Here is a 21,072-nt window from a genome sequence, read left to right as displayed (position 1 = left end):
CCGTTTTCGTGCGGGCGCGCTAAGCCTTGGTCAGGCCGAGGGCGCGTGCGGCGTTGTCCTTCAGGATGAGCGGGCGGACCTCGGGCTTGATGTCCAGCCCAGCGAAGTCGTTCAGCCACCGGTCCGGGGTGATGACCGGGAAGTCGGAGCCGAACAGCACCTTGCGCCGCAACATCGTGTTGGCCGCCCGCACGAGCTGCGGCGGGAAGTACTTGGGCGACCAGCCCGACAGGTCGATGTAGACGTTCGCCTTGTGGGTGGCGATGGAGATCGCCTCGTCCTGCCAGGGCACCGAGGGGTGGGCCAGGATCAGGGTGAGGCCGGGGAAGTCGGCGGCCACATCGTCCAGCAGCATCGGGTCGGAGTAGCGCAGCTTGATGCCGCGCCCGCCGGGCAGGCCCGCGCCGATCCCGGTCTGCCCGGTGTGGAAAAGGGCGGGGACGCCGAGTTCTTCCAGTGCGGCGTAGATCGGGTGGTAGCGCGGGTCGTTGGGCTGGAACGCCTGGAGGCTCGGGTGGAACTTGAAGCCGCGGACGCCGTGCTCGCCGACCAGGCGGCGGGCCCGCTCCACCGCCTCGGGCACCCGGTGCGGGTCCACCGATCCGAACGGGATCAGGACGTCGGCGTGCTCGCGGGCCGCGTCGGCGATCTCCTCGCTGGACAGCGCGGGGTGGCCCAGCGCGGTGGTGGCGTCCACGGTGAACACCACCGCCGCCATCCGGCGCTCCCGGTAGTGCTGGGCGATGTGCGCCACGGTGGGCGTCCGGTGCTCGCTGGACTTGAAGTAGGCGGCGGAGGCGTCCATCAGCTCGCCGTCGAGCGAGAAGTGCCCGTGGGCGTCCTGCTCGACGTGGACGTGGAAATCGATCGCGGTCAGGTCGTCGAGGTTCAACGGGGCGGGTCCTTACTGGAGCGTGGTGGTCGCGGCCTTGGCGGCCAGCAGGAGGGTCAGCAGTTCGTCGCGTTCGGCGGCGAGGACGGCGGGGTCGCGGTCGCCCATCTCGTCGGCCATGCCCGCCACGATCCGTTCGGTGAGCTCGGGTGTGAGGCCGGGGTCGCCGAGGGTGCGCCACCAGTCCTCCATCGGCGGGCCGAGGTGTCGCAGGGTGTGGGCGATGCCACCGGGCCCGCCGGACAGGTGCTGGCAGGCGAACGGGCCGAGCAGCGCCCAGCGCAGGCCGGGGCCGTGGGCGATGGCGGCGTCGATGTCCTCGACGGTGGCGACACCCCGCTCGACCAAGGAGTACGCCTCGCGCCACAACGCCGCCTGGAGCCGGTTGGCGACGTGGCCGGGCAGCTCCGCCCGCAGCCGGATCGGCCGCTTGCCGATGCCGGTGTAGAAGGACAGGGCGGCGGCGACGGCCTTCTCCGAGGTCCGCTCGCCGGGAACCACCTCGACCAGCGGGATGAGGTGGGGCGGGTTGAAGGGGTGGCCGATCAGCACCCGTTCGGGATGGTGGCGGCAGGCGCTCTGGATGTCGCTGGGACGGAGGCCCGAGGAGCTGCTCGCCAACACCACTTCCGGTGCGGCGGCTGCGTCGAGCACGGCGAAGAGCCGGTGCTTGTCCGGCAGGCGTTCAGGGCCGTTCTCCTGGACGAAGTCGGCCATTCCGGTGGCCTGTGCCGGGTCGGTGGTGAAGGCCAGCCGGTCGGGGGACGCGCCGGGCGCGAGGCCGACGCGTTCCATGGTGGGCCAGGCGTCGGCGACGGCCTGGCGCAGCCGGGCCTCCGCGCCGGGCGCGGGGTCGCACGCGATGACGTCCAGCCCTTGGGCGAGGAAGGCCGCCGCCCAGCTCGCGCCGATGACGCCGGCGCCCACGAGGGCCGCGGTCCTGACGGTCACGCCGTCCTCCTGAAGGTGGTGAAGGCGTCCAGCGAGGCGGGGTCGGCCAGCACGTCGGAGCCGATCACGTCCTCGGGCCGGGCGCCGAGCAGGATCTGCTTGACCGGCACTTCGAGCTTCTTGCCGGTGCGGTTGCGGGGGATGGACGGCACGGCGGCGACGGTGTCGGGGACGTGGCGCGGGGACAGCGCGGCGCGCAGGGCCCCGGTCAGCTTCCGGCGCAGGGCATCGTCCAGGATGTGGCCCGGCCGCAGGGCGACGAACAGGAGCAGTTCGTCGCCGTCCTCCAGGTGGACCACGAGGCTGTCGCCGATCTCGGTGAACTCCTCGACGACGCCGTAGAAGTCGGCGGTGCCCAGGCGCACGCCGCCCCGGTTGAGGGTGGCGTCGGACCGGCCCGTGACCGCGCAGTGGCCGTCGGGGTCGAAGCGGACCCAGTCGCCGTGCCGCCACACGCCCGGGAAGTCCTCGAAGTAGGCGGCCCGGTACCGCCTGCCGTCGGCGTCGCCCCAGAAGCCGACCGGCATGGACGGCATGGGCTCGGTGATGACCAGCTCCCCCAGCCGCCCGACGACCGGCGTCCCGGCGGGGGCGTAGGCCGCCGCCGCGACGCCGAGCGCCGGGCCCGAGATCGCGCCGGGCCACACCGGTTGCAGCGGCCCGCCCTGGAGCAGGCCCGAGCACACGTCGGTGCCGCCGCTGCCCAGGTTGAGCAGGACGTCCGGGCCGATCCGCTCGTGCACCCACCGGAACCCCTCGGCGGGCAGCGGGCTCCCGGCGGAGCCGATCTGGCGCAGCCGGGACAGGTCGAGGTCGTCGGCCGGGCGCAGATCCTGGTCGCGGCAGGCCATGAGGAAGCCGAGGCTCGCGCCCATCAGCGTCGCGCCGGTCTCGGCCGCCAGCCGCCACTGCCAGCCCAGGTCGGGGTGGGCGGGGTTGCCGTCGATCATGACGATGGACGCGCGCAGCAGCAGGCCCGACACCAGCGCGTTCCACATCATCCACGCGGTGCTGGTGAACCAGAGCATGCGGTCGCCGGGCCGCAGGTCCCAGCTCAGGCCGTGGTTCTTGAGGTGTTCGAGCAGGATGCCGCCGTGGCCGTGGACGATCGCCTTGGGCCGCCCGGTCGTCCCGGACGAGAACAGCACGAACAGCGGGTGATCGGACGGCACCGCCTCGAACGACGGCTCGCCGCCGGGCCCGTCCAGCAGATCGGCCCAGCCGGACGCTCCTTCGAGGGCCGTCGCGTGCGTCCCGTAGGGGACGTGGACGGTGTGCTCCAGGCTCGGCAGTCCCGCGCTGATCTCCGCCGCCTCGCCGCTCCGGTCGATGACGCGGTCTCCGTAGGCGTAGCCGGTGACGCAGAGCAGCACCTTCGGTTCGAGCTGCCCGAACCGGTCCAGGACGCCGCGCGCGCCGAACTCGGGGGCGCAGCTCGCCCAGATCGCTCCCAGGCTGGCGGTGGCCAGGAAGGCGATCAGCGTCTCGGGGATGTTGGGCAGGTAGGCGACGACCCGGTCCCCGGGACCGACGCCCAGCCTGCGCAGCCCTTCGCGGGCGCGGGCGACCTGTTCGCGCAGCTCGCCGAAGGTCAGTGCGATCGGGGGCCGGGTCTGGGAGTGCGCGATCACGGCGACGTTCCCGGCGTCCTCGGGGCGGCCGAGGGCGTGCTCGGCGTAGTTGAGGGTCGCGCCGGGGAACCACTCGGCACCGGGCATGGCGCGGCTTCCGAGCACCTCGCGGGGCGGTGTGTGCGCCCGCACGTCGAAGAAGTCCCAGATCGAGGACCAGAAGCCCGGCAGGTCCGCGACCGACCAGCGCCACAGGTCCCGATACTCCGCGAAGCGCAACCCGCGCGTCTCCTCCAGCCAGGTCAGGTACCGGCCGACCACCGTGGTCTCGCGGACGTCGGGGGCCGGGACGGTCAGCGGCTTCACCGCGTCACCTTGGCCGCCCGGCCCGCCAGGAACTCGCGCATCCGCTGCTTGGCCTCGTCGCTGCCGGAGGCCACCGCCGCCATCAGCGACTCCAGCAGATAGCCCTCGGCGGGGGCGGCCTCGGCGATGCGGGGCAGCGCCCGCAGGACCGCGAAGTTGGTGACCGGCGAGTTCGCGGCGACCTTCGCGGCCAGTTCGAGGGCGCGGGTCAGGCCGCCGCCGGGGTCGGTGAGGTAGTGGGACAGGCCGATCGCCTGGCCTTCGGCGGCGTCGTAGACGCGTCCGGTCAGCATCATGTCCGCCATGCGGTGCGCCCCGATGAGCCGGGGCACGCGCACCGAACCGCCGCCGCCCACGAACAGGCCGCGCTGGCCCTCGGGCAGGGCGTAGAACGCCGACGGCTCGGCGACGCGCAGGTGCGCGGCGCAGGCCAGCTCCAGGCCGCCGCCGATCACCGCGCCCTTGAGGACGGCGATGACCGGGACGGGCGACTCCTCGACGCGGTCCATGACGCGGTGCCACATCAGGGAGTGGTCCAGGGACTCCACGGTCGAGCGCTCGGTCAGCTCGGCGAGGTCGAGCCCGGCGGAGAAGTGCTCGCCCTCGGCGTCCAGGACGATCGCGCCGACGCCCTGCGGCGGGCGGCGGAAGAACTCCTCGACGCCGAGCACGGTGGCGTCGTCCAGGGCGTTGCGCTTGCGGGCGCGGCGCAGCCGCAACACGGCGGTGTCGCCGTGCCGCTCCACCGTGAGGGTGGGGGTCATCGGTCGTTCTCCTGTCCCTGTGCGGCGCGGCGGAGCTCGGCGCGCCGGATCTTCCCGGTGGCGGTGCGCGGCAGGTCCGCGACGAACCGCACGGTCTTGGGGATCTTGTAGCGGGCGAGCCGCGCCTCCAGATGGGCGCGCAGCTCCGCCTCGGTCAGGACGGCTCCGGGACGCAGCACGACGTGGGCGGCGCCGGCCTCGCCCCACCGCTCGTCCGGCACGGCGACCACGGCGCAGTCGGCGACCTGCGGCAGCGCGGTGACGACCGCCTCCACCTCGGCGGGGTAGACGTTCTCCCCGCCCGAGATGATCATGTCCTTGACGCGGTCGGCCACGTGCGCCCAGCCCGCCTCGTCCACGCGCACCATGTCGCCGGTGCGGAACCAGCCGCCCGCCGCGAAGCCCGCGGCGCTGTCCTCGGGCCGCCCCCAGTAGCCCGCGAACACGTTCGGGCCGCGCACCAGCAGCTCGGCGGGCTCGCCCGGCGCGGCGGGGACGGCCCGGCCCACGCGCAGGTGCGCGACGTCGGTGAAGAAGTGCGGCACACCCGCCGACGTGGGGCGCTCGGCCGCGCCGTCGGCGACCGCCATGTGGACGCCCGGGGCCGCCTCGGTCATCCCGTAGCCCTGGAGCACCCGCACGCCCCGGTCCAGCCAGGCTCGCGCGACGTCCTCGCGGACCGGCGACCCGCCGTACAGCACGCAGGTCAGCGAGGACAGGTCGGCGTCGGCCCAGGACGGGTGCCCGCACATCATCTGGAGCATCGTCGGCACGGCGGAGAACGAGGTGATCCCGTTGCGTCCGATCAGCTCCAGGACCGCGCCGGGGTCGAACTTCGGCACCGGCTCGACGCTGCCGCCCTTGAACAGGGTGGGCAGCGTGATCTGGCCGAGCCCGACGCAGTGGAACAGCGGCGCGATGACCAGGGCGCGGTCGCTGCCGAGGGTGTCGATGTGGGCGAGCTGGTTGACGGTGTTCCAGGTCAGGTTGCCGTGGGTGAGCACCGCGCCCTTGGGCCTGCCGGTGGTGCCGGAGGTGTAGAGGATGAGGCAGGCGTCGTCCAGGCCGACGGCCGTGCCCGCCGCCGGGCCGTTCTCCGCGATCAGGGCCTCGTAGTCGCGGCCGCCGAGCGGGCAGGTGCCGGGCGCGAGCGCCACGACCGCGCGCACGGTGTCCGGCAGCGGCGCGGCGGCCGCGCTCAGCGCGTCGGTGTCGGCGCTGCGCACCAGCACCGACGCGCCGCTGTCGGCCAGCATGTAGCGGATCTCGGCACCGGCCAGGCGGGTGTTCAGCGGGACGAACACCGCGCCGAGCAGGCCGGTGGCGAACAACGTCTCGAAGACGGCGATGCCGTTGGCCCCCAGGTAGGCGACGCGGTCGCCGCGCCGTACGCCCAGCGCGCGCAGCGCTCCGGCGAGGCGGCGGATCCGGTCGTCCAGCTCGGCGTAGGTCAGCCGCCGGTCGCCCTGGACCAGCGCGACGCGGCCGGGGGTGATGCGGGCCCGGCGTCCGGGCCAGCTCCCGAGGCCGAGGTCGGGACCGTCGATGGACATGGGCTTCACCCTTCGTGCTGGGGACGGGGGGTCATTCGGCGGTGTGCACGCACGCGCCGCCGACGTAGGTCCGCCGGACCCGGGCGTCGGCGATCTCCTCGGGCGGGGCCGTGAAGATGTCGCGGTCCAGCACCACGAGGTCGGCGAGGGCGCCGGGACGCAGGGTGCCCGCGTCGGCGACACCGTTGACGTGGGCCGATCCCGCCGTGTAGGCGGCGACGGCGGAGGGCAGGTCGAGGCGCTGGTCGGGCAGGAAGACACGCTCGTCGGCGGTCCCGGGCTCGCGGCGGTTGACGGCGACGTGCAGGCCCGCGATCGGGTCGGGGCTGCTGACCGGCCAGTCGCTCCCGGCGGCCAGGGTCGCCCCGGCGCGCAGCAGGGCGGCGAACGGGTACTGGCGGGCGGCGCGCTCGGGGCCCAGGAAGGGGATGGTGAGCTCGTCCATCTGGGGTTCGTGGGCCGCCCACAGCGGCTGGATGTTGGCGATCGCGCCGAGCCGGGCGAAGCGCGGGAGGTCGTCGGGGTGGACGACCTGGAGGTGGGCCAGGTGGTGGCGGGTGGCGCGGCGGCCGTTGGCGGTGCGCGCGGCCTCGACGGCGTCCAGGCATTCGCGAACGGCCCGGTCGCCCAGCGCGTGGAAGTGGACCTGGAAGTCGAGCGCGTCGAGTTCGGTCACGTGGGAGCGCAGGGCGACGGGATCGACGAAGCTCAGCCCGCTGTTGCCGGTGGGATGGCCGCAGGCGTCCAGGTAGGGGCCCGTCATGGCGGCGGTGAAGTTCTCCGCGACGCCGTCCTGCATGATCTTGACGGAGCCCGCGCGGAACCGGCCGTGGGTCAGCTCCCGGCGGCGGGCCGCCAGCTCGGGGATCTGCTCGGCGCCCCGGTCGCGCTCCCACCACAACGCGCCGGTGACGCGCGCGGTCAGGCTGCCGTCGCGCGCGGCGGCGAGGTAGGCGGCGTCGTTGCCGGAGTGGCCGCCGAACGTGCCGACCGCCGCGTCCTGCCAGCCGGTGACGCCCAGCGAGTGCAGCAGCCGCTGGGCCCGCAGCAGCCCGGCGAGGTTGTCGGCGGCGGTGCGCGGCGGGACCAGGCGGCCCACCAGGTCGGCCGCGCCCTCCTGGAGGACGCCGCTGGGCGCGCCGTCCGGCTCCCGCTCGACGCGGCCGTCGCGGGGGTCGGGGGTGGCGGCGGTGATCCCGGCCAGTTCGAGCGCGCGGGTGTTGCACCAGGCCCCGTGGTGGTCGCGGTTGAGCAGGAAGACGGGCCGGTCGGGCACGGTGGCGTCGAGCAGGCGGCGGTCGGGCAGGCCGCCGTCGAAGCTCTCCAGCGACCAGCCGCCGCCGGTGATCCAGGTCCGGCCGGGGTGCGCGTCGGCGAACGCGCGGACGAGCCGCAGGTACTCATCGACGTCGGCGGTGCCGGACAGGTCGCACTCGCCGAGTTCCACCCCGCCGCTGACGGCGTGCACGTGGGCGTCCTGGAAGCCCGGCAGCAGCAGGCGTCCGGCCAGGTCCACGACCTCGGTCCGGGAGCCGATCAGGTCCCGGACCTCGTCGTGGCCGACCGCGACGATGCGCCCGCCCGTGACGGCGAGGCCGCTCGCCCGCGTGCGGGCCGCGTCCCCGGTGTGGACGGGTCCGCCGGTGAAGACCAGATCGGCCTGGGTCATGGGGGCTCCCGTCGTCGGTCGGCCTGCGGTGGCACGCCATGAAAACCCGGCGCCGATTAAACGTCAATGGTGTTGTCATAAGGTGGGCGCATGAACGAGCGTGTGGTCCCCGAGGAGCGGCGGCGGCGCAGGCGGCCGACCAAGCAGGGCACCGTGCTGTCGGAGCGGGTCATCGTGGAGACGGCGCTGCGGCTGGTCGCCCAGCACGGCGCGGAGGCGCTGACGGTGCGGCGGCTGGGCGCGGCGCTGGGGGCCGACCCCAGCTCGCTCTACCGCTACTTCCGCAACGCCGACGACCTGCTGCTGGCGGTCGCCGACGAACTGATCGGCCGTGCCCAGAACGGCTGGGAGCCGACCGGCGACTGGCGGGCCGACCTGCGCGAGATCGGGCTGCGGCTGTGCGCCTCCTACCGGGCGCACCCGCAGGCGGCGGTGCTGGCGGCGCACCGCACCACCGGCCGCGACAACGAGACGCGGGCGGTCGAGGCGATCCTGGGCGTGCTGCGCTCGGCGGGCTTCCCCGACGCGGAGGCCGTGGCGATCTACCACGCCTTCGTGGACCAGGCGCTGGGCCTGGCGGCGCTGGACGCGGCCGCGAGCGCCCTCCCCGCGCCCGCGCGCGAGAACGAGGAGCGGATCTGGCACGCCCGCTACGCCCGCCTGCCCGCCGACACCCACCCCAACATCAACGCGACCGCCCACCTGCTGGCCGCCGACATGCAGCGCAGCGCCTACCCGTTCGCGCTGGAACTGTTCCTGGACGCCGTCGCGGCACGGCTGCCGCACGGGTCCACCGGGTCCGCCGTCGCATAGGCTTTTCGCATGGCAGACGAGGGTTCGGTGCGGGTGGATCTCTGGATCTGGTCGGTGCGGCTGCTGAAGACCCGCTCGCAGGCGACCGCCGCGTGCCGGGCCGGGCACGTCCGGATCAACGACGAACGCGCCAAGCCCGCCACGGCCGTCAAGATCGGCGACGAGGTGCGGCTGCGCCACGAGGGGCGCGAGCGGATCGTCGTGGTGCGGCGCATCGTGCGCAAGCGGGTCGGCGCGCCCGTCGCGCAGGAGTGCCTGACCGACAACAGCCCGCCCCCGCCGCCGCGCGAGATGTTGATCCCGATCGGCCGCCGCGACCGGGGCGCGGGACGGCCGACCAAGCGCGACCGGCGCGAACTCGACCGCCTGCGCGCGCACCTGTACCCAGGCGCGGAACCGGCCGAAGACTAGGTTCGGCACGCTGGTGGCGCTGCACGCGCGCCGCCGCACCGGGCGCGGGCAGGTCGTGGTCTCGGCGCTGTACGAGGCGGTGCTCGCCATGCTGGAGTCGCTGCTGCCCGAATGGGAGATCGCCGGTTACCAGCGTGAGCGCACCGGGTCGGTGCTGCCCAACGTCGCGCCCAGCAACGTCTACCCGACCGCCGACGGACCGGTGCTGACCGCCGAGCCGGCGGGGCGCGGCGTCATCTGAGGGGCGGTTGTGCCGGGGGCACCGGGGCGCGGGCAAGTACTACAACCGTAATATGTGGCCATGGACCATCGTCGCCGCTCCGCCCGGCCCGAGGCGGGCCACCGTTGAGCATCGTCCTGTCGCTGCTGCTCGGCGTCGTGGTGGTGCTGCTGATCACCGCGTTGACCGGCTACTTCGTCGCCCAGGAGTTCGCCTACATGGCCGTGGACCGGTCGCGGCTGAACGCGCGCGCCGCGTCCGGCGACCGGGCCGCCGGGCTCGCGCTGTCGGTGACGCGGCGCACCTCGTTCATGTTGTCGGGCGCCCAGCTCGGCATCACCGTGACCGGGCTGCTGGTCGGCTACGTCGCCGAGCCGCTGATCGGCCGCGCCCTCGGCCACGCGCTCGACGGCGCCGGGTTGTCGGAGGCCGCCGGGGTCGCCGCCGGGACGGTGCTGGCGCTGGCGCTGTCCACGCTGGTGCAGATGGTGTTCGGCGAGCTGTTCCCCAAGAACCTGGCGATCGCGCGGCCCGAGCCGGTGGCGCGCCGCCTGGCGCGGTCCACGCTGCTGTACCTGAAGGTGTTCGGCCCGCTGGTCAAGGTGTTCGACATGTCGTCCAACCTGCTGCTGCGGCTGCTGCGCATCGAGCCGGTGCACGACGTGGAGCACGCCGCCACCGAGCGCGACCTGGCGCACATCGTGGCCGACTCGCGGCGCAGCGGCGACCTGCCGCCGGACCTGTCGATGTTGCTGGACCGCATCCTGGACTTCCCGAGCCGCGACGTGGAGCACGCCATGATCCCCCGGGCCCGGGTGGACACCGTGCCCGACACCGCCACGATCGCCGAGGTGCGGCAGGCGATGAGCGCAGGCCACTCGCGCTACCCCGTCCTGGACGCCGCCGGGCGCGTCGCCGGGGTCGTGCGCCTGGCCGACGTGCTGGCCGCCGCCGGCCGCGACCGGCCGGTGACGGAGATCATGCGCCCGCCGGTGCTGGTGCCGACGCTGATGGCGCTGCCCACCGCGCTGGAGCGGCTGGCCGCCGACCGCGTCCAGCTCGCCTGCGTCATCGACGAGTTCGGCGGCTTCGCCGGGGTGGTGACGCTGGAGGACCTGGCCGAGGAGCTGGTCGGCGAGATCACCGACGAGCACGACGAGGCCGCCGGGCCCGCCGCCACCGCCGCCGGGGAGGGCTGGATCATCCCCGGCGGCCTGCCGCTGGACGAGGTGGAGCGCACCATCGACCACCGGCTGCCCGCCGGGGACTACGAGACCCTGGCCGGGCTGGTGATCGCCGCCTGCGGCGCGCTGCCGGAGAAGGGCGCCGAGGTGGAGGTCGAACTGCCCGCCGATCCCGCCGACCTCGCCCACGGTGACGACCCGCCGGTCCGGAGGGCGCGGATGACGGTGCTGGACGTGGAGGACCACGTGCCCGCCTCGGTCCGGCTCCGGATCGTCGCCGACGGCTCCGGGGAGGAGCAGCGATGAGCAACCCCTGGGCGGTCCTGGCCGTCACCGTCGTGATCATCGCGGCGAGCGCGTTCTTCGTCGCGGTCGAGTTCGCGCTGATCGCCGCCAAGCGGCACCGGCTGGAGGACGCCGCGCCGGCCAGCCGCTCGGCGCGGGCGGCGCTGCGCAGCGCCTCGGAGCTGACGCTGCTGCTGGCCGGGGCGCAGCTCGGCATCACGATCTGCACGCTGGCGCTGGGCGCGATCACCAAGCCGGCCGTGCACCACTGGCTCACCCCCGCGCTCGCGTCCTGGGGCGCGCCCGCGTGGCTGGCCGACGCCGCCGGGTTCGTGCTGGCGCTGGTCATCGTGACGTTCCTGCACCTGGTCATCGGGGAGATGGCGCCCAAGTCGTGGGCGATCGCCCACCCCGAGCGGTCGGCGACGCTGCTGGCGCTGCCCATGCGCGGCTTCCTGTGGCTGACGCGGCCGCTGCTGCGCCTGCTCAACCGGGCCGCCGACCGGTGCCTGCGCGCGGTCGGCGTCGAGAGCACCGGCCAGGTGGAGTCCGGCCAGGACCCCGACACGCTGCGGCACCTGGTCGAGCACTCGGCCAACGTCGGCGCGCTGGACGCGGGGTACTCCGCGCAGCTGTCGGAGGCGCTGGACCTCCAGACGCTCCGGATCGGCGACCTGGTCCGCCCGGACGCCGAGCCGGTCGCGGTCGCGCCGGACGCCACCGTGGCCGACGTCCAGGCCGCGAGCACCGCCTCCGGGCACCTGCGCATCCTGGTGACCGGGCCGGGCGCCGACTGGCGGATGGTCCACGTGCGCGACACCCTGACCGAGCCGGAGACCTTCGGCATCGCCGACCTGACGCGGCCGGTCCACCTCGTCCCGGCCGAGACGCCGGTCTACGCGGCGCTGACCCGGATGCGCGAGATCGGCACCCAGCTCGTCCTGGTCACCGAGGGCGACGCCGTGCTGGGCGTGGTCACCGTCAGCGACATGTTGCGGCGGCTGTTCCCCTCGGCGGGCCCGGCGGCGGGTCCCGGGCAGGTCCCGACCGGCTGAGCGTGGCACTACGCTGCGCTGGACGATCGGCGCATATGGACAGATCTTGGAGGTGGGCGCCCGTGCCGCGACGACCCCTGGGGCAGCTCGAAGCCGAGGTGCTGGCCGCGCTGGCGGCGGCCGACGGCCCCGCCAGCACCGCCGACCTGCGCGCCCGCATCCCCGGCGAGCCCGCCCACACCACCGTCAACACCATCCTGTTCCGGCTGCACGCCAAGCACCTGGTCACCCGGGTCCGCGCGGGCCGCCACTACCTGTACCGGCTGGCAGTGGACGAGTCGGGCCTGGTCGCCGACCGGATGCACGACCACCTGCGGCACGCCAGCGACCCCTCCGGCGTGCTGAGCCGGTTCGTGCGCAACCTCTCCCCCGACGAGGAGGAGGCGCTGCGCGCGCTGCTGGAGGAGTCCCGCCCGTCTCCCGAGGACCACCCGTGATCTGGCTGACGTTCCTGCCCGCCGCCCTGGCCCTCACCCTCGGCCTGCTCCTCGGCGCGACGCCGCTGCCGCTGCACCCGGCCTGGTCGGCGCGGCTGCTGGCGACCGCCGCCGCGGCCGCCGTCGCCAGCGTGCTCGGCACGCTGGTGTTCATCGGCCTCAACTACGCGGCCACGCTGTTCCCGGCGGCGGCCGACCGGCTGCCCGAGTGGGCGCTGTTCGGCGACGACCAGCCGGTGCACGCGGGCCTCGGCGTCCCCGCGCTGGTCCTGGCCGGGCTCGCCGCCGCCACCGCCGGGCGGCTGTCGGTGCGCTGGACGGGCGAGGTGCGCGGCGCGCAGCGCGCAGCGCGCGGCGTCGTCGACTCCGCCGCGCCGCTGGTGGTCGCGGTGCCGGGGCGGCGCGGCGGCGTCATCGTCTCGCGCGGCCTGCTGGACGCCCTGGACCGGCGGCAGCTCGGGGTGGTGTTCCAGCACGAGGCGTCGCACCTGCGGCACCGTCACCACCGCTACCTCGCGCTGGGCGCGCTGGCCGCCGGGATCGTCCCGCCGCTGCGGCCGCTGAACGCCCGGCTGCGCTTCACCCTGGAGCGCTGGGCCGACGAGGACGCCGCCGAGGCCGTCGGCGACCGCGCCCTGGTCGCCCGCACCATCGCCCACGTCGCGCTGCGGCAGTCGGCGGCGGGCCCGGGGCCGACGATCCTGCCCGCCTTCACCGGCTCGGGCGTCGTCCAGCGGGTGGAGGCCCTGCTGACCGCCGCGCCCGGCAAGAACACCATCAGCGGCCCGCTGTCGCTGACCGGGGCGGGCCTCGCCGCCGCGGCGCTCGCCGCGCTGGCCTGGCAGCTCGACCACGCCCTCGGCCTGCCCGTCCTGTGACGGCCCCGCACTCTGCGATCTTGGGTGGGTAGAGTCTGGTCCATGCGGATTCCGAGCGACGAAGAGATCCGTGCCCTGCACGAGAAGCACGCGCCCACGGAGGAGGCGTTCGACCTCGTCCACACGCACTGCCGGATCGTCTGCGAGGTGGCCGAACAGCTCATGGCCGCCCGTGACCTCGGGCTCGACGCGGAACTCGTCCGCGCCGGTGCCCTGCTGCACGACATCGGCGTCTACCGGTTGTACGGGCCGTCCGGCGAGATCGAGCACGGCCAGTACATTCGCCACGGCGTGCTGGGCCACGACCTGCTGCGCGAGGCGGGCCTGCCCGAGGGGATCTGCCGGTTCTGCTCCCACCACACCGGCGTGGGCGTGACCCGCGAGGACGTCGAGCGGCAGGGCCTGCCGCTCCCGCCCACCGACTACCTGGCGGAGACCGGCGAGGAGGAGCTCGTCATGTACGCCGACAAGTTCCACAGCAAGTCGCGGCCGCCGACCTTCGTGTCCGCCCCCACCTACACCGCCAACGTGCGGCGCTTCGGCGACGACAAGGCGGCGCGGTTCACCGCGATGATCGACCGCTTCGGCGCGCCCGACCTCGGCCCCCTCATGGACGCCTACGGGCACGCCCTGGTCTGAGCCTCCGCTAACGTCGGGGACATGCGGCTTCATGTGGGATGTGCGATGTGGACGCACGCGCCATGGCAGGGGCGGTTCCTCCCCCACCCGCTCCCGCCCCGGGAGCGGTTGCGGGCCTACGCCTCCTGGTGCGACGCGGTGGAGGGCAACACCACCTTCTACGCCACACCGGCGCGCGCCACGGTGGAGTCGTGGGCCGAGCAGACCGGCCCGGACTTCCGCTTCCTGCTCAAACTGCCCAAGACGATCACGCACGAGCGGCGGCTGGCGGGAGCCGACCAGGAGCTCGGCGCGTTCCTGACGGCCATCGAGCCGCTCGGGCCGCGCGCCGACACGCTCTGGGCGCAACTGCCGGGCTCGTTCGGGCCGGCGGACCTGGGCGCGCTGGCGGCGTTCCTGCACCGGCTGCCGCGCGAGTACCGGTACGCCGTCGAGGTGCGGCACCGGGCGTTCTTCGAGGACGCGCGCGCCGCCGCGCGGCTGGAGCAGGTTTTGGGCGGCGTCGGGGCCGAGTGGGTGCCGTTCGATACCGTCACGCTGTTCCGGACGCCGCCGACCAGCGACGCCGAGCGGGACGCCTGGCTGAAGAAGCCGCGGGTGCCGCGCCGGTCCCGCGCCCTCACCGACCGGCCCGTCGTCCGCTACCTGGGCCGCGACGACGTGGACCGCACCGTGGAGGGCTGGCGGTTCTGGGTGGACACGGTCGCCGGGTGGTTGCGGGAGGGCCGGACGCCGACGGTGTTCGTCCACACGCCCGACAACGCCGAGGCCCTGCCGCTCGCGCGGCGCTTCCACGACGAGGTGCGGGCCGTGGTGCCGGGCGTCGAGCCGCTGCCCGAGCCGATCCCGGCCGAGCCGCCCGCGCTCTTCTAGGCAGTGTTTCAAAGTCCCGGCCCAGGGGACTCGCCTGGCGGCTCGCCCCCTGACCGTGCCTTGGCGAGTGCCACATCGCTTCGCGATCTGTCCCGGCGGGGCTCGCCTTCGGCTTTGCCCCGCCGGGCCAGTTAGTCACTCGCGCGGTGGCTGAGGTCTTTGAGACAGGCCCTAGCCCTCCGGCGACCCGTCCGGCGGATGGCTAGGACGCCGAGCGCAGGTCCAGGCGGCGCATGACCCGGTCCACCAGGTCCGGCGGCATGCCCGGCTCGCGCCGCGCCGCCAGGGCCGCGCGGCGTCCGGCGGCCAGCACCTCCTCCTGGACGGTCCGGATCTGCCCGATCAGCTCCGCGTCGCGCCGCGCGGTGGCGCGGGCGTCCTCGTCGGCGGCCTCCGGGTCGGCGCGGGACAGCCGCTCCACGAACTTCGCGCGCAGCCGCTCGTAGTACTCCTCCGGCAGGTCCTCGGTCGCGGCGAGCTCCTTCAGCCGCGCCAGCTCGGCGCGCAGCACGCGGGTCCAGAGCTCCCGCTCCAGCGTCCGTTCCCGCTCGGTGTCGGCGTGCACGCCGGTCAGCCGGACGACCAGGGGCAGCGTCGGGCCCTGGAGCAGCAGGGTGAACAGCACGACCGCGAACGCGGTGAACAGGATCTCGGGGCGGCCGGGGAAGGCCGAGCCGTCGTCGGTGGTCAGCGGGATCGCCAGCGCCAGCGCGACCGTCGCGACCCCGCGCATCCCGGCCCACCAGGTCACCAGCGTCTCGCGCCAGGTGGTGGGCTCGTCGCCCCGGTGGCGGGCGCGCCAGCGGGTGAACAGCAACCAGGTGGCCAGCAGCCACACCAGCCGCAGCCCCACCACCACGGCGATCACCACCGCCGCGCCCGAGACCAGGCGGCCCCAGTCCGGGCCGACCGCCTCCAGCACCGTGCCGAGTTCCAGGCCGATCAGCCCGAACGCGAAGCCGCTGACCAGCATCTCGATGATCTCCCAGAAGGACTCGCCGACCAGCCGGTACTCGGTGTCGTCGGAGCGGGTGACCGCGTCGGTGAGGTACAGCGCGCACACCAGCACCGCGAGCACCGCCGAGCCGTCCCACGCCTCGGCCAGGCCGAACGCGGCGAACGGCAGCAGCAGCGTCAGCGCGACCTTCAGCGTGGCGTCCCCCAGCCACTCCATCAGGCGGCTGCCCGCCCAGCCGAGGCCGAGGCCCACCGCGACCGCGACGACGGCCGACAGCACGAACTCCCCCAGCGCGTCCAGCGTGGAGAACCGGCCCGTGACCGCCGCCTGCACCGCCACCCCGTAGACGACCAGCGCGGTGACGTCGTTGAACAGCCCCTCGCCCTCCAGCACCGACACCAGGCGGCGCGGCAGCCCGAGCCGCCCGGCCAGCGCGGTCGCGGCGACCGGGTCGGGCGGGGCGACCAGCGCGCCGAGCGCGACGGCCGCCGCGAGCGGCAGCCCGGGGTACCAGGCGTGGAAGACCGCCGCCACCGCGGCGGCGGTGGCCAGGACCAGCCCCACCGCCCGCATGGTGATCGGGCCCCAGCTCTCGGCGAACTGCTGCCAGGAGGTGCGCCGCGCCGCCGCGTACAGCAGCGGCGGCAACACCAGCGGCAGGATCAGGTCGGGCGCGATGTGCACCAGCGGGACCGCCGGGATCAGCGCCAGCACGCAGCCGAACACCGTCAGCAGCACCGCCGGGGGCAACCCGACGCGCTCGCCCAGCGGCTCGGCCACGATCGTGGCCAGCAGCACCAGGAAGATCAACACCAGCTGGTCCACGGCCGTCCCCCACGTCCTCGCGCCCCGGTCGTGGTCCAGTGTGCTGGCGGCGGCCGCCCGCGTTCGGCGCGCCACACCAGCCCGGCGCGATCCCGGCGCGATTCCGTGCGCGGCGGGGAGACATCGATCATGGTTTGTCGGCCTTCGCCCGAGCACCGCCCCCGCCGGTCCGGGGCGGTGGCCGCCGGGGCTACCGTGAACCCTGAGGAACACGGCACAACGAGCGCGACGCAGCGAGCACGGCGCAGCGAGGGGGCAGGCCACGGTGGAGGATCAGAGGCTCACGGCCGCCTGGGCGGGGCCGCGCCCGGCCGGGCGGCCGGTCGTGATCACCGGGGTGTTCGACGTGCTGCACGTGGGGCACGTGCGGTTCCTGTCGGCGGCCGCGGCCCGGGGCTTCCCCGTCGTGGTGGGGATCGAGGACGACGCGCGGGTGCGGGCCTGGAAGGGCCCGGAGCGGCCGGTCAACCCGGCCGCCGAGCGCGCCGAGACGATGGCGGCGCTGCGCCCGGTGAGCGGGGTCTTCGTGATCTCCGGGCCGCCCGGGACCGCCGGATGGGCCGACTACGTCGAGTTGTTGCGGCCGCTGGAGCCGGTGGCGCTGGCCTACACCGTCGGCGACCCGCACACCGAGGCCAAGCGGCGCGGCGCGGCGGCGCTGGACGCCGAGGCGTGGGAGCTGGGCCTGACCGAGGCGCGCTCCACCACCGCGCTGCTGGAGGCGCTGGCCGGGGAGCGCTGACCGGTCCGCCGCGAAACGCAGTCTTTGCCCGGCGGGCCGGTGGGAACCGCCTCCGGGCGGGAAGATCTACTCGGAGTTGACGATCTCGGACATGCGAGGGAGACCGGTGAACAAACAGTCTTTGACCGCGGCGGCGCGCGAGCACCTCGCCCTCGCCCGAGCCGCCTCCAGCGGCCGGTCGGCGACCACCGTGTACGGCGGCCACGAGCACGTGCTGCGCCAGACGCTGATCGCGCTGCGCGCGGGCTCCGGCCTGGACGAGCACGTGGGGCCGGGCGAGGCGACGCTGCACGTGCTGGCGGGGCGGGTCCGGATGGCCACGGCGGACGAGTCCTGGGAGGGCGTCACCGGCGACCTGCTGGTGGTGCCCGAGGCGTCCCACACGCTGGAGGCGCTGGAGGACTCGGCGGTCTTCCTGACCGTCGCCAAGCGGCTGCACTGACCTTCGCCGGGATCGCCCCGGCCCGGCGTGCCGGGCCGGGGCGGCCCCGGTGTCACAGGTCGGCGAGCGCGTCGTGCGGGTGCTCGACGCAGTCGGCGACGAACCGCAGGAACGCGGCGGCCGGGCCGCCGTCGCAGACCCGGTGGTCGAACGCCAGCGACAGCTGCGTCACCTTGCGCGGCACGACCTCGCCGTCCACCACCCAGGGCCGGTCGACGATCCGGCCCACGCCGAGGATGGCGGCCTCGGGGTGGTTGATGATCGGGGCCGAGCCGTCCACGCCGAACACGCCGTAGTTGTTGAGCGTGAAGGTGCCGCCGGTGAGGTCGGCGGCCGTCAGCCCGCCCTCGCGCGCCGCCGCCGTCAGCCGCGCGATCTCGCCGTGCAGCTCGCGGGCGCTCAGCCGGTGCGCGTCGCGGACGACCGGGACCACCAGGCCGCGGTCGGTCTGGGCGGCCAGGCCGAGGTTGACGCCGTCGAACCGGACGATCTCCGCGCCGGTCACGCGGCTGTTCAGCTCCGGGTGGCGGGTCAGGCCCGCGACCGTGAACCGGGCCAGCAGCGCCAGCAGGCCGATCGGGCGGTCCGGGCGCCGCGCGTTGAGCTGCTCGCGGAGCGCGACCAGGTCGGTGGCGTCCACGTCGACCCAGGTGGTGGCCTCGGGGATCTCGCGGCGGCTGCGGGAGAACACCTCGGCGGCGGCCTGCCGCGCCCCGCGCAGCGGGACGCGCTCGCGGACGGGGGCGGGGAGGGACGGCTCGGGGGCCACAGCGGGGGCCACGGCGGGGGCTGCCGGGACCGTCTCCGGAGCCGCCGGGGCGGTCTTCTCGCCGCTCTTGATGGCCTGCTCGACGTCGGCGCGGGTGATGACTCCCCCGGCCGCGCTCCCGGTGAGCCGGGTGAGGTCCACCCCGTGGTCGCGGGCCAGGCGGCGCACGACCGGCGAGATGACCAGCGGCCGCGTCGTGCCGGACGCGTTGCCGGACGATCCGGCGGGCACGGTGGTGGACGCTGCGGCGGGTGCCGCGCTCCGGCGGGCGGGGCGCCGCCTGCCGCGCCGGACGGGCTCGGCGGTCCCGTAGCCGACCAGGACGTTGCCCGACCCGGCCCGCTCCTCCTCCACGTAGCGGCGCGCCTCGGGCGCGTCCGGAGCGGACTCGGCGGGCGCGTCGTCCACGACCAGCAGGGCCGCGCCGACGTCCACGACCTCGCCCTCGGCGGCGCTCAGCTCGGTCACGACGCCGCCGTAGGGCGTGGGGACCTCCACGGTCGCCTTGGCGGTCTCGACCTCGACGACGGCCTGGTCCACCGCGACGGTGTCGCCCGCCGCGACCAGCCAGCGGACGACCTCGGCCTCGGTCAGGCCCTCGCCGAGGTCGGGCAGGGCGAAGGTGCGGGCGCTCACGCGTCCTCCCACTGGAGATCGGCCACCGCGTCGAGCACCCGGTCCACCGACGGCAGGTGGTGGTGCTCCAGCTTGGGCGGCGGGTAGGGGATGTCCAGGCCGGTGACGCGGCGGACCGGGGCCTCCAGCGCGTGGAAGCAGCGCTCCCCCACGCGGGCGGCGATCTCGGCGGCGACCCCGGCGAAGCCCTGCGCCTCCGACACCACGACGGCGCGGCCGGTCTTCATGACGCTGGCGGTGACGGTGGCGTCGTCGAACGGCACCAGCGTGCGCAGGTCCACGACCTCCAGGTCCCAGCCCTCGGCGACGGCCTCCTGCGCCGCCGCGAGCGCCACCGGGACGGTGGGCCCGTAGGCGATGAGGGTGGCGTCGGCCCCGGCGCGGCGGACGGCGGCGCGGCCGAACGGCTCGCCGCGCGCGGGCAGGCGCACCTCCTCCTTGGCCCAGTACAGGCGCTTGGGCTCCAGGAACACCACCGGGTCGGGGTGCTCGATCGCCTCGCGCAACAGCGCGTAGGCGTCGGCGACGGTCGCGGGGGCGACCACGGTCAGCCCGGGGGTGTGGGCGTAGTACGCCTCGGAGGAGTCGCAGTGGTGCTCGACGCCGCCGATGCCGCCGCCGTAGGGCACGCGGATGACCATCGGCAGGCCGATCGTGCCCCGGGTGCGGTTGCGCATCTTGGCGACGTGGCTGACGATCTGCTCGAACGCCGGGTAGGCGAAGGCGTCGAACTGCATCTCGACCACCGGGCGCAGCCCGTTCATGGCCATGCCGACGGCGAGGCCCACGATGCCGGACTCCGCGAGCGGGGTGTCGAAGCAGCGGTCCTCGCCGAACTTGGCGGTCAGGCCGTCGGTGACGCGGAAGACGCCGCCGAGCGGCCCCACGTCCTCGCCGAACACCACCACGCGCGGGTCCTCGGCCAGGGCGTCGGCCAGCGCGGCGTTGAGCGCCTGGGCCATCGACGTCTCGGCGGACTTCTCGGCGGACTTCGTGGCGGACTTCGTGGCGGGCATCGTCACACCTCCTCGGCGATCAGGGCGGCCTGCTCGCGCAGCTGCGCGGTGGGCTCGGCGTAGACGTGCGCGAACAGCTCCGCCGGGGCGGGCGGGCGCTGGTCGTCGATGCGGTCGCGCAGGTCGGCGGCGACGCGCTCGGCCTCCTCGGCGACGGCGGCGGCGCGCGCGTCGTCCAGCAGCCCGGCCTCGCGCAGGTAGGCGGTCAGCCGGTCCACCGGGTCGCGCCGCCGCCACTCTGCCACCTCGTCGTCGGCGCGATAGCGGGTGGCGTCGTCGGCGTTGGTGTGGGCCTCGATGCGGTAGGTGTGGGCCTCGATGAGCGTCGGGCCCTTGCCCTTGCGGGCGCGGTCGGCGGCCCGCGTCACCGCCGCCATGACGGCGGCCACGTCGTTGCCGTCCACGCTGACGCCCGGCATCCCGTAGCCGACCGCCTTGTGCGCCAGCGACGGCGCGGCGGTCTGCCGGGCCAGCGGCACCGAGATCGCGTACTTGTTGTTCTGCACGAAGAAGATCACCGGCGACTTGAACACCGCCGCGAAGTTCATCGCCTCGTGGAAGTCGCCCTCGCTGGTCGCGCCGTCGCCCAGGAAGGCCAGAACGACGGTGTCCTCGCCCTTGAGGCGCGCGGCGTGGCCGACGCCGACGGCGTGCGGGGCCTGCGTGGCCAGCGGCGTGCACTGCGGTGCGGTGCGGTGCGCGACCGGGTCGTAGCCGCAGTGCCAGTCGCCGCGCAGCAGCGTCAGCACCTCGACGGGGTCGATGCCGCGCGTGACCAGCGCGACGCTGTCCCGGTAGGTCGGGAAGATCCAGTCGGTGTCGCGCAGGCCGAGGATCGCGCCGACCTCGCTCGCCTCCTGCCCGTGCGCCGACGGGTACACCGCCAGCCGTCCCTGCTTGACCAGGCTGGTGGCCTGCCGGTCGAACCGGCGGCCCACCACCAGCGCGCGGTGGGCGTCCAGCAGCCGTTCGGGGGCGGGCATGGCCGCGCCCCCGCTCTTGCCCGGTTTGACGGGCCGTCCGTCCGCGTCGATGAACCGCAGGGGTTCGCGATCGGGAAGCAGATCCGCACCCGGCTTCTTTGCCGCCACGGCCACCCTCCTAGAATCGGCCATATGTCCAC

The 21,072-nt window shown here is 74.8% G+C and carries 21 protein-coding genes; 11 read left to right on the top strand and 10 right to left on the bottom strand.

What is annotated here, in order from left to right; translation table 11 throughout:
• Positions 1–19 precede the first annotated feature (19 nt).
• Genes couO through AH6_RS08390 form a run of 6 tightly spaced genes read right to left on the bottom strand, consistent with a single transcriptional unit; the run spans position 20 to position 7,766 of the window.
• Positions 20–892 (bottom strand): 4-hydroxyphenyl-beta-ketoacyl-CoA hydrolase, encoded by an 873-nt coding sequence (gene couO, locus AH6_RS08415; protein WP_067476344.1) that lies wholly within the window; start codon positions 890–892, stop codon positions 20–22.
• Positions 893–904: 12 nt separating this feature from the next.
• Positions 905–1,843 (bottom strand): 3-hydroxyacyl-CoA dehydrogenase NAD-binding domain-containing protein, encoded by a 939-nt coding sequence (locus AH6_RS08410; RefSeq protein WP_067476342.1) that lies wholly within the window; start codon positions 1,841–1,843, stop codon positions 905–907.
• A complete protein-coding gene (locus AH6_RS08405) occupies positions 1,840–3,780 on the bottom strand; it encodes an acetoacetate--CoA ligase (RefSeq protein WP_067476339.1) in 1,941 nt (646 codons plus the stop codon). Before AH6_RS08405 ends, AH6_RS08410 begins: the two co-directional genes overlap by 4 nt.
• The gene (locus AH6_RS08400; RefSeq protein WP_067476336.1) at positions 3,777–4,544 is read right to left on the bottom strand and encodes a crotonase/enoyl-CoA hydratase family protein; all 768 of its coding nucleotides are present in this window, start codon (positions 4,542–4,544) and stop codon (positions 3,777–3,779) included. Before AH6_RS08400 ends, AH6_RS08405 begins: the two co-directional genes overlap by 4 nt.
• Positions 4,541–6,097 (bottom strand): acyl-CoA synthetase, encoded by a 1,557-nt coding sequence (locus AH6_RS08395; RefSeq protein ID WP_174555082.1) that lies wholly within the window; start codon positions 6,095–6,097, stop codon positions 4,541–4,543. The genes AH6_RS08400 and AH6_RS08395 overlap by 4 nt, the downstream gene beginning before the upstream one ends.
• 31 nt (positions 6,098–6,128) lie before the next feature.
• Positions 6,129–7,766: an amidohydrolase gene (locus AH6_RS08390; protein ID WP_067476320.1), complete on the bottom strand. Its 1,638-nt coding sequence runs from the start codon at positions 7,764–7,766 to the stop codon at positions 6,129–6,131.
• 90 nt (positions 7,767–7,856) lie between these two features.
• On the opposite strand from AH6_RS08390, the gene AH6_RS08385 reads away from it, so the two are divergent.
• From AH6_RS08385 to AH6_RS08345, 9 genes are all read left to right on the top strand, one after another.
• Complete coding sequence (locus AH6_RS08385; RefSeq protein WP_067476318.1) at positions 7,857–8,579, top strand: TetR/AcrR family transcriptional regulator; 723 nt, start codon at positions 7,857–7,859, stop codon at positions 8,577–8,579.
• Positions 8,580–8,588: 9 nt separating this feature from the next.
• Positions 8,589–8,990, top strand: coding sequence for an RNA-binding S4 domain-containing protein (locus AH6_RS08380; protein WP_083982437.1), 402 nt, complete (start codon positions 8,589–8,591; stop codon positions 8,988–8,990).
• 13 nt (positions 8,991–9,003) lie between these two features.
• On the top strand, positions 9,004–9,231 hold the full coding sequence (locus AH6_RS08375) for a CoA transferase (RefSeq protein WP_067476313.1): 228 nt from the start codon (positions 9,004–9,006) through the stop codon (positions 9,229–9,231).
• 104 nt (positions 9,232–9,335) lie between these two features.
• Entirely contained in the window at positions 9,336–10,700 is a 1,365-nt protein-coding gene (locus tag AH6_RS08370; RefSeq protein WP_067476310.1) for a hemolysin family protein, read from the top strand.
• On the top strand, positions 10,697–11,734 hold the full coding sequence (locus AH6_RS08365; protein WP_067476305.1) for a CNNM domain-containing protein: 1,038 nt from the start codon (positions 10,697–10,699) through the stop codon (positions 11,732–11,734). The genes AH6_RS08370 and AH6_RS08365 overlap by 4 nt, the downstream gene beginning before the upstream one ends.
• 62 nt (positions 11,735–11,796) lie before the next feature.
• Positions 11,797–12,171, top strand: a complete 375-nt coding sequence (locus tag AH6_RS08360; protein ID WP_083982435.1) for a BlaI/MecI/CopY family transcriptional regulator — start codon at positions 11,797–11,799, stop codon at positions 12,169–12,171.
• Entirely contained in the window at positions 12,168–13,049 is an 882-nt protein-coding gene (locus AH6_RS08355) for a M56 family metallopeptidase (RefSeq protein WP_067476299.1), read from the top strand. Before AH6_RS08360 ends, AH6_RS08355 begins: the two co-directional genes overlap by 4 nt.
• A 42-nt stretch (positions 13,050–13,091) precedes the next feature.
• Complete coding sequence (locus AH6_RS08350) at positions 13,092–13,688, top strand: HDIG domain-containing metalloprotein (protein WP_067476296.1); 597 nt, start codon at positions 13,092–13,094, stop codon at positions 13,686–13,688.
• 21 nt (positions 13,689–13,709) lie between these two features.
• On the top strand, positions 13,710–14,561 hold the full coding sequence (locus tag AH6_RS08345) for a DUF72 domain-containing protein (RefSeq protein ID WP_083982433.1): 852 nt from the start codon (positions 13,710–13,712) through the stop codon (positions 14,559–14,561).
• A gap of 202 nt (positions 14,562–14,763) precedes the next feature.
• Here AH6_RS08345 and AH6_RS08340 read toward each other — a convergent pair whose 3' ends face one another.
• Positions 14,764–16,344: a Na+/H+ antiporter gene (locus AH6_RS08340; RefSeq protein WP_067476292.1), complete on the bottom strand. Its 1,581-nt coding sequence runs from the start codon at positions 16,342–16,344 to the stop codon at positions 14,764–14,766.
• A gap of 265 nt (positions 16,345–16,609) precedes the next feature.
• On the opposite strand from AH6_RS08340, the gene AH6_RS08335 reads away from it, so the two are divergent.
• Positions 16,610–17,086 carry an adenylyltransferase/cytidyltransferase family protein gene (locus AH6_RS08335; protein WP_067476289.1) on the top strand — a complete coding sequence of 159 codons (477 nt, stop codon included), beginning with the start codon at positions 16,610–16,612 and terminating at the stop codon, positions 17,084–17,086.
• 106 nt (positions 17,087–17,192) lie between these two features.
• Positions 17,193–17,528 carry a cupin domain-containing protein gene (locus AH6_RS08330; protein ID WP_067476287.1) on the top strand — a complete coding sequence of 112 codons (336 nt, stop codon included), beginning with the start codon at positions 17,193–17,195 and terminating at the stop codon, positions 17,526–17,528.
• Between the two features lie 52 nt (positions 17,529–17,580).
• Here the strand turns inward: AH6_RS08330 and AH6_RS08325 are convergent, their stop codons facing one another.
• Genes AH6_RS08325 through pdhA form a run of 3 tightly spaced genes read right to left on the bottom strand, consistent with a single transcriptional unit; the run spans position 17,581 to position 21,064 of the window.
• Positions 17,581–18,933, bottom strand: a complete 1,353-nt coding sequence (locus tag AH6_RS08325) for a dihydrolipoamide acetyltransferase family protein (protein WP_067476285.1) — start codon at positions 18,931–18,933, stop codon at positions 17,581–17,583.
• Positions 18,930–19,949, bottom strand: coding sequence for an alpha-ketoacid dehydrogenase subunit beta (locus AH6_RS08320; RefSeq protein WP_067476282.1), 1,020 nt, complete (start codon positions 19,947–19,949; stop codon positions 18,930–18,932). The genes AH6_RS08325 and AH6_RS08320 overlap by 4 nt, the downstream gene beginning before the upstream one ends.
• Before the next feature lie 2 nt (positions 19,950–19,951).
• Positions 19,952–21,064: a pyruvate dehydrogenase (acetyl-transferring) E1 component subunit alpha gene (gene pdhA, locus AH6_RS08315; RefSeq protein ID WP_067476275.1), complete on the bottom strand. Its 1,113-nt coding sequence runs from the start codon at positions 21,062–21,064 to the stop codon at positions 19,952–19,954.
• Positions 21,065–21,072 lie beyond the last annotated feature (8 nt).

Source organism: Actinomadura hibisca NBRC 15177 (assembly GCF_001552635.1).
In the GTDB taxonomy this organism is placed as follows: Bacteria; Actinomycetota; Actinomycetes; order Streptosporangiales; family Streptosporangiaceae; genus Spirillospora; species Spirillospora hibisca.
This window is presented reverse-complemented; position numbering and strand designations above follow the sequence as displayed.

Excerpts from the sequence above, each read along its gene's own strand:
- AH6_RS08400 (WP_067476336.1), bottom strand. The coding sequence starts at position 4,544 with ATGACCCCCACCCTCACGGTGGAGCGGCACGGCGACACCGCCGTGTTG.
- AH6_RS08395 (WP_174555082.1), bottom strand. The coding sequence starts at position 6,097 with ATGTCCATCGACGGTCCCGACCTCGGCCTCGGGAGCTGGCCCGGACGC.
- AH6_RS08390 (WP_067476320.1), bottom strand. The coding sequence starts at position 7,766 with ATGACCCAGGCCGATCTGGTCTTCACCGGCGGACCCGTCCACACCGGG.
- AH6_RS08385 (WP_067476318.1), top strand. The coding sequence starts at position 7,857 with ATGAACGAGCGTGTGGTCCCCGAGGAGCGGCGGCGGCGCAGGCGGCCG.
- AH6_RS08380 (WP_083982437.1), top strand. The coding sequence starts at position 8,589 with ATGGCAGACGAGGGTTCGGTGCGGGTGGATCTCTGGATCTGGTCGGTG.
- AH6_RS08365 (WP_067476305.1), top strand. The coding sequence starts at position 10,697 with ATGAGCAACCCCTGGGCGGTCCTGGCCGTCACCGTCGTGATCATCGCG.
- AH6_RS08350 (WP_067476296.1), top strand. The coding sequence starts at position 13,092 with ATGCGGATTCCGAGCGACGAAGAGATCCGTGCCCTGCACGAGAAGCAC.
- AH6_RS08345 (WP_083982433.1), top strand. The coding sequence starts at position 13,710 with ATGCGGCTTCATGTGGGATGTGCGATGTGGACGCACGCGCCATGGCAG.
- AH6_RS08320 (WP_067476282.1), bottom strand. The coding sequence starts at position 19,949 with ATGCCCGCCACGAAGTCCGCCACGAAGTCCGCCGAGAAGTCCGCCGAG.
- pdhA (WP_067476275.1), bottom strand. The coding sequence starts at position 21,064 with ATGGCCGATTCTAGGAGGGTGGCCGTGGCGGCAAAGAAGCCGGGTGCG.